This window comes from Muriicola sp., from assembly GCF_041567615.1.
In the GTDB taxonomy this organism is placed as follows: Bacteria; Bacteroidota; Bacteroidia; order Flavobacteriales; family Flavobacteriaceae; genus Muriicola.
The window spans coordinates 1-6,626 of the sequence record NZ_JBFGBM010000155.1; the positions used below are offsets into that span (position 1 = coordinate 1).

At 48.4% G+C, this 6,626-nt stretch carries 6 protein-coding genes and 1 pseudogene; 2 read left to right on the forward strand and 5 right to left on the reverse strand.

All coding sequences use genetic code 11. The features are described 5' to 3' along the window. The 3 genes and pseudogenes from ABYP73_RS10390 to ABYP73_RS10400 all read right to left on the reverse strand — a co-directional run. Nucleotides 1-541, reverse strand: a pseudogene (locus tag ABYP73_RS10390) (glycogen debranching protein); the annotation flags it as partial. Nucleotides 542-612: 71 nt separating this feature from the next. Then, nucleotides 613-1,122, reverse strand: a complete 510-nt coding sequence (locus ABYP73_RS10395) for a DUF3124 domain-containing protein (protein ID WP_372974273.1) — start codon at nucleotides 1,120-1,122, stop codon at nucleotides 613-615. Between the two features lie 28 nt (nucleotides 1,123-1,150). Next, entirely contained in the window at nucleotides 1,151-2,095 is a 945-nt protein-coding gene (locus tag ABYP73_RS10400) for a DUF1080 domain-containing protein (protein ID WP_372974274.1), read from the reverse strand. Between the two features lie 244 nt (nucleotides 2,096-2,339). Between ABYP73_RS10400 and ABYP73_RS10405 the strand changes: the two genes are divergently transcribed. Further along, nucleotides 2,340-2,966 carry a vancomycin high temperature exclusion protein gene (locus ABYP73_RS10405; RefSeq protein WP_372946181.1) on the forward strand — a complete coding sequence of 209 codons (627 nt, stop codon included), beginning with the start codon at nucleotides 2,340-2,342 and terminating at the stop codon, nucleotides 2,964-2,966. Nucleotides 2,967-3,018: 52 nt separating this feature from the next. Further along, nucleotides 3,019-4,272, forward strand: a complete 1,254-nt coding sequence (locus ABYP73_RS10410) for an NRAMP family divalent metal transporter (protein WP_372974275.1) — start codon at nucleotides 3,019-3,021, stop codon at nucleotides 4,270-4,272. Here ABYP73_RS10410 and ABYP73_RS10415 read toward each other — a convergent pair. Further along, a complete protein-coding gene (locus tag ABYP73_RS10415; protein WP_372974276.1) occupies nucleotides 4,269-6,215 on the reverse strand; it encodes an OmpA family protein in 1,947 nt (648 codons plus the stop codon). The two genes, ABYP73_RS10410 and ABYP73_RS10415, sit on opposite strands and share 4 nt — an antisense overlap. Beyond that, a partial coding sequence (locus ABYP73_RS10420; RefSeq protein ID WP_372974277.1) for a PorP/SprF family type IX secretion system membrane protein occupies nucleotides 6,216-6,626 on the reverse strand: 411 nt, incomplete at its 5' end.

The following is a 6,626-nucleotide window of genomic DNA, read 5'->3' on the forward strand; positions in this document are numbered from 1 at the left end:
CCTGTCCGTCTATCATCTCTGTCCTTTCCCCCAGCCAGGTAGGTCGAAGGTCGACATGACCGGTAAAGTCGACCTGTATTTCCTTTTTCCGATCATCCTCATTGATCAGGATAAATTGGATCAGGATTCCTTCTTCCCCATCCGGCACGAATTGCCATCGCTCAGCGCTAATACCGGCTTGGTCAAGAAGATAACTATGCCGGTTGGCCATGGGGTAGTTGGTGAATGATCGAGCCTCGTCCAGACTAAAAGAGTTATCCCCTATATTCAAAACGATGTCGAATCCGTCGAGCAATTTGATGGGATGATCCCAAAGTCCGCCCATTTCCCCTGTAATATGCCAACCCAATTCCGGGAAGCTCCCGTCCTGGTGCCCTACAAGGTACACCCGGTCCCCGGCGGTGACAAAGGGCGACTTAAGATAGGATTCCTTCCCTGTTATAAAAGGACTATCCCTTAAGAGGTCCCCGAAATTACCGGGGCCCGGGGATGAACATCCCAGGAATATCAGGGTCGAAAGGAAAAACAGTTTTTTAGTCATATCCTCACAATTTGAAATTCACCTGCGATACTTATTCTTAAATGAGGTCTACGCAGGCTCGATCTCTTTCGTCATTCGATACGCTGTCCGCTAGTAGCAAAAGAAAGGCCCTGCTGGCCGGAGGTAGAGATCATGACAGCCTCAAAATGGGGTTCAGCAACCCCGGGAGCTGTCTTCCAGTCGAAGATAAAATTAGCTCCGGTGCCTCCCTCCCGGTCGTGCTCATCTATAACGATCTCGATAGTCTCCATAGGAGCTATGTAGATCACATTTTTAAAATAGGTCCGTATCGCATTCCCGTGAGTGTCAAAATATTCCGTACCGGTTAGATAGACCGTGTCCTGCCGGTTGATATTCCTCATACTAACCGTCGCGGTAAGATCGTGGGTAACGTGTTCTGTCTGACTGTAGATCTGTGAATATACAGACAGGTAGGTACTCCCCGTCACCAGAGAATCCTGAGGCAAATTGATGGTCCTCTTTCCCCAGTTGACAGGGTCTACAGAACTGTATTCCTTCTGTTCCTGACAGGCTGTGAAGAACAGCGATAGCGATAGTGTGAGTAAGACGTACTTCATCATGAATCATGACTTTTTTGTGCATCCTGGCTCATTGAGCCGGAGTAGCGATGGTAATATTGCGATACTCCACCGGACCGTGATCACCCTGCAGGTAAATAGGTCCGGGTTCTCCTTCTTTGCTGTCCAGAGCCCCTCCCGTAATACCGGGGATGATTTGCCTGTGGATGATCGTCTTGCCGTTGGCCACGATAGTGACCCGCCTGCCTACCAGGGTGATGTCATACGTCTGCCATTCGCCCGCTTTTTTCGCGACATTCTCATTGGGCATCAGAAATCCGTAAACACCACCCAGATAAACTGAAGACGGTTCTTTCCCGTAGCTGTCCTCCACCTGCACTTCATATCTCCCTCTCAGGTACACTCCGGAATTGGAATGCTCGGGATAACGGAACTCTATATGCAGTTTAAAATCCATAAACTTCTCTTCGGTCATCAGGTTACTTCCCGAAGCAGGGCTGGTGAGTACCCCATCCTTCACAAACCATTGATTCGTGCCTTCCCCCTGTATCTTCCATCCATCCAGGCTGTTATCCTTGAGAAGGGCCCTGGGCCTGGACCATTTTTCGGGATCAGGGTATAGCAATTTTGGTGCCCGAACCCCCCTGAATGCATGTGGCATTCCCATATGATCCAGGAGGCTTCCCTCCATGGCATCCCCATTCACCGTTCCAGTGAACATCATATAATGCGTACCGATCCATTGGGGGGGAATACTGAAGCTGATCAAACCCTCTTTATAATGCACTTCTGAAATGGGTCTTGCGCTACCGGCATAACTCACATAATGTCCCACCAGGGCCTTGGAGCCGGATTGTTTCACCTCCAGCCAGGAAGGTACCCACTGGTCTCCCAACTGCACCTCGAGGTCCCAGTGACCCACAGCTTCCGGGGTTTCCTGTGCAAACAGGAATCCCTGAAGAAAGAAGCAGAAAATAATACAGTATGCCAGTTTGGAACTCATAAGAATCTTCATAGTGCTCGGTTTTAGGATCAGTTACTAAAGATAGAAAATAAAATGTCTTGCCTATTAAGGGCGCACAGAGACATTCTCGCTTTTTTATACCGCGAGAATCAGCCAGCATCAATAAAGAGGACATGAAAATTAAAATAGTTTTTCCGTAGATCTAAAAAATCCTATCTATTTTTCCCATATCGTATTTTTTCACTTCTGTCTTTACCCGGCATTTCCTTACCTTTATCTGCCTGATTACTTCTTGATGAAAAGACGCCTGCGCAATTTTGTCCTCCTCATATTTATCCTTCCTCTCTCTACTCTTTTGATCTGCGATGCCATCATCGACAGGGGCGCAGAGGGTAAGACCTTTAATTCAATCAACACCATACCCAGGAATAAAGTTGGCATCGTACTGGGCACCTCAAGTCGACTCATAGCCGGGGGCAATAATCCTTACTACACCCACAGGGTCAATGCCACACTGGCCCTCTACAAGGCGGGTAAGATCGACCGGGTGCTGGTGAGCGGGGATAATGCCACCCGATACTACAATGAACCCGACACCTTTAAAAAAGACCTGGTTGCCGGGGGCATACCGGAAGACAGCATCATGCTGGATCCTTCCGGTTTCCGTACCCTGGACTCCATGGTGAGGGCCAGGGAGGTCTTCGGCCTGGACAGCGTGACGGTAATCTCCCAAAAATTCCAGAATGAAAGAGCCATCTACCTTGCCTCACGGAAAGGTCTTTACGCCATAGGTTTTAACGCTACAGACCTCCAGGGCTCCGACGGTCTCAAGGTCCAGGTAAGGGAGTATTTTGCCCGGGTAAAGGTCTTTGTCGACCTCGCGCTAAACACACAACCCCGTTCCGGTCAGGCGATTGAATAATACAGATTCCGTATTTGTGTAAAATGTCCTACTTTAGAGCAGATCACTTCCTATGCCAAGTATCAAGACGCTGATCAGGAACCTGGGACCCGGCCTGCTCTTTGCCAGTATGGCCATTGGGACATCCCATCTGGTCCTTTCCACCAAAGCAGGAGCTCAGTACGGATGGGTCATGGTCATCCCCATCATCCTGGCCAATGTGCTGAAATATCCTTTTTTCGAATACGGTATACGATATACCACAGTGACCAACACCTCTCTGATCGAGGGCTATCGAAATCGGGGCAGGGCATATCTCTGGCTGTATGCCTTTATCACCCTCGTCACTACGTTCACCATCCTTGCGGCCCTGTATGTGGTAACCGCCGGTCTGCTCATAAACCTTTTTAAAGTCGACGGCCTCTCCGTCAGTACCATAGCCCTGGGACTGTTTATTTTTATCTCTGCCGTCCTGATCATAGGGAGGTACCGTTTCCTGGAATTATCCCTGAAATTCGTCGTTACTATCCTTTTTATCGCGTTGCTCGTCACAACGGTACTCGTGCTGTTCAAAGGGCAGGCAGAACCTGTTGCAAACTTTACCCCTTCTCCGATCTTTGATGAGGTAGGCATCCTTTTTTTGATCGGACTTGTAGGCTGGATGCCCACGGCTGTGGAGGCCAGTAGTTGGATCAGCCTGTGGACCCTGGAAAAGCAGAAGGTGACCAAACGAAGGTTGCCCCTGAACGAGGCCCTGCAGGAATTCAATTCAGGGTACTATATGACAGCCCTTCTGGCCGTGTTCTTTTTGATCATCGGCTGGATGACCCTCTATGGCACCCAGACGGTTTTGAGTGACAATGCCGTCACCTTTGCCGATCAGGTGGTACAACTCTTCACCACGCATATAGGTAAGTGGGCCTATATCTTCATAGCCGTCTCTGCCTTCGCCACCATGTTCAGCACCTGCATGACGGCCCATGACGCCATTGCCAGGGTAAGTCTGGATATCCTGAAACACCTCACCCCTGAGCACAAACATTACTCGGGCAGGAAGTACTTTGCTATCGGTATCATTGGCCTGGCCATTGTGAATTATATAGTACTCACAGCCTTTGGTGCCAACATGGGTACGCTGGTCGCCCTTGCCACATTTATCTCTTTTGTGATGGCACCCATTGTGGGTTACATGAATCTGAAGAATGTAATGAGCGATGACCTTCCCAAGGCATTTCATCCCGGGAAAGGACTTCAGTATCTCACCTATGCCGGGATCGTTTTTCTTTCGCTTTTTGCGTTGTACTATTGCTGGATCGTGCTGTTCTAGAAGAGGAGATCGTAATTCAGCACAACGATCAGTTGCCTTTCGTTCTTTTTGTGGAAGGTATCCAGGCAGAACACTCCGTCCGTACAATCATTGAGGAGTTTGTCTTCCCCGTATCCTATGGAGTAGAGGATATTTGAGGGTGATACGCCATTGTTTTCGAGGTAATTTTTGATCGCATCCGCCCTGCTCTGGGAGATCCTGAAGTTGGTGGCCGCCCCTCCCCTGCTGTCTGTATGTGATTCTATCCGCAACTGCAACTGTGGAAATCGGGAGACCGCATCCACCACCTTGTCGAGTTCCGCAGCGATCTCCGGAGTTATTGCACTCCTTCCCTTATCAAAATAGAATTTATTCAATTTCAGGACCCTCTGATCTTCGGCCTTCTCGACCAGGTCATCTATACTCACGATCCCCATATTGAAGGAGTCATTTTGTATCTCGTCCATGTCATCGCCCGCAAAGGTGTCCGAAAAGGTAGAATACCTGTCTTTGGTAGCCTCCACCGTGATAGCTTCCTGCCAGGGAATCTCTATGCGAAACATTCCCTTGTCATCTGTCTGACCCTGTTTGATGATCTTCCCTTCCTTGTCCAGCAAACGGATCTCAGCATCCGGGATACGCTCATTGGTCTGCAGGTTTACAACGCTCCCGCTAAGGGTGAAAGTTTTGATCCCCGGTTTATCTTCGATAATAAAGCCATAAAGGTCGTCACTGCCTTTGCCTCCCGGCCTGTTGGACCCTAAGTATCCTATAAGACTGTTTTCCCTGTAGTTCTTAATGATAAAGCCAAAATCATCCTTTTCCGAATTCAATCCCCTCCCTAGGTTGACCGGGATACTGTAAGTGTTCTCCTCCAGGATATCGGATTTATAGGTATCCATTCCGCCCAGACCGTAGAATACGTCCGAGGCAAAATACAGGCTCCCTTCAAAGATATAAGGGGCAATTTCATTTCCAGGAGTATTGATGCGGGGACCTAGGTTGATGGGAGATGACATGATCAACCCATTATTGGTGTACACATAGTACAGATCGGTACCCCCAAATCCATCCTCGAAATTGGCCGCAAAGTAAAGCTTGCCACTTTGCGCCTCGTAAAATGGGTAATAGAAGGAAGTACTGAGGTCTTTTAGTAGAAATCGAAAATTCCCCCCGGGGTCGGTAGAGCCCATAGCCAGGGAATTCTTGCCATTTTGATCGAACACGAGCTCTCCGGCCTGTTCGTTGGAACGCACGTAGAATACAGATTTCAATGCTTCGGAATGGAATGGTGTTCCCTGGTGATATTTGAATTCAGGCACTCCCTGAAACGGGCTGGCAGAGATCAGGTTGCCCTGGTTATTTGAATTGGCGACAAAGATATCCAAATAAGATTCCCCCGTCGGGTTTGAACTTTTCTTGGAAACCTGTGGCCTGCCGGTGGTAAAGAGTACCTGATCCTTGTAAAAAGCGGGGGCAAAATCGGATTGAGGTGAATTCACATTTACATTGAAAATGTCGAAACGCAATCCCATGGTGTCATTGGTCCGGATAAGATCGTAGTTAAAGCCGGCATTCTCATTCAAAAAGGGGTCAGAGGCCTGAGATTGTTCATAGAAAAATGTCATCGCACTGTCTCTCCCTACGGTCCTTACCAGCACCTGCATCAGAGTATTGAAATAGGAATCCCTGATCTTTCCTTCCTTTTTATACACCTGTGAGTAGGTTTCGGCAGCCCTGTCAATATTTCCCGTTTTAAAATAGGCCTCGGCTAAATTGATCGTCTGATCGTTGGTCAGCGGGGCCTTCCTCATTTCCTGGAGGTATTCCCTGATCGCCTCGTTGTACTTGTATTCAAAAAACAGGACATCGGCCTTGGATCCCCTTTTTTGAGCCACTGCCAACGCGCTGACCAGAAGGAAGGAGGCCAGAAGAATATTCCTGATATGCAGCTTTATGTTCATTTAGAAGAATCTTGGGGAATCTACTTGTTTTGGTTTGCCTTTACGCCTGTCCGGTTTTTCCCTGTCAGCACCGTCTCCAGCACCAAGATAGAACTTTAGGATCAATTCATGGGAGCCCTGGTTGTACTGAGCGAGGTTATTGGTGTTATAATCGTAGGAATACCCTACGAATACAGCACTTGAGATCTGAAACCCGGCCAGGCCACTCAGGGAATTATTTACCCGATACCCAACACCCGCTGTAAATACATCACTGAAGAGAAAGTTGGCAGACAGGTTAAATTGCAATGGCAGGCCTTCCACCATATGAGCCAGAAAGGCAGGCTTGAACTTAAGCTGATCTGACATTTCAAATATATAGCCCCCGATCGCGGTTAACTGAATTTTGTCATTGATTAAAGAGGCGATCTC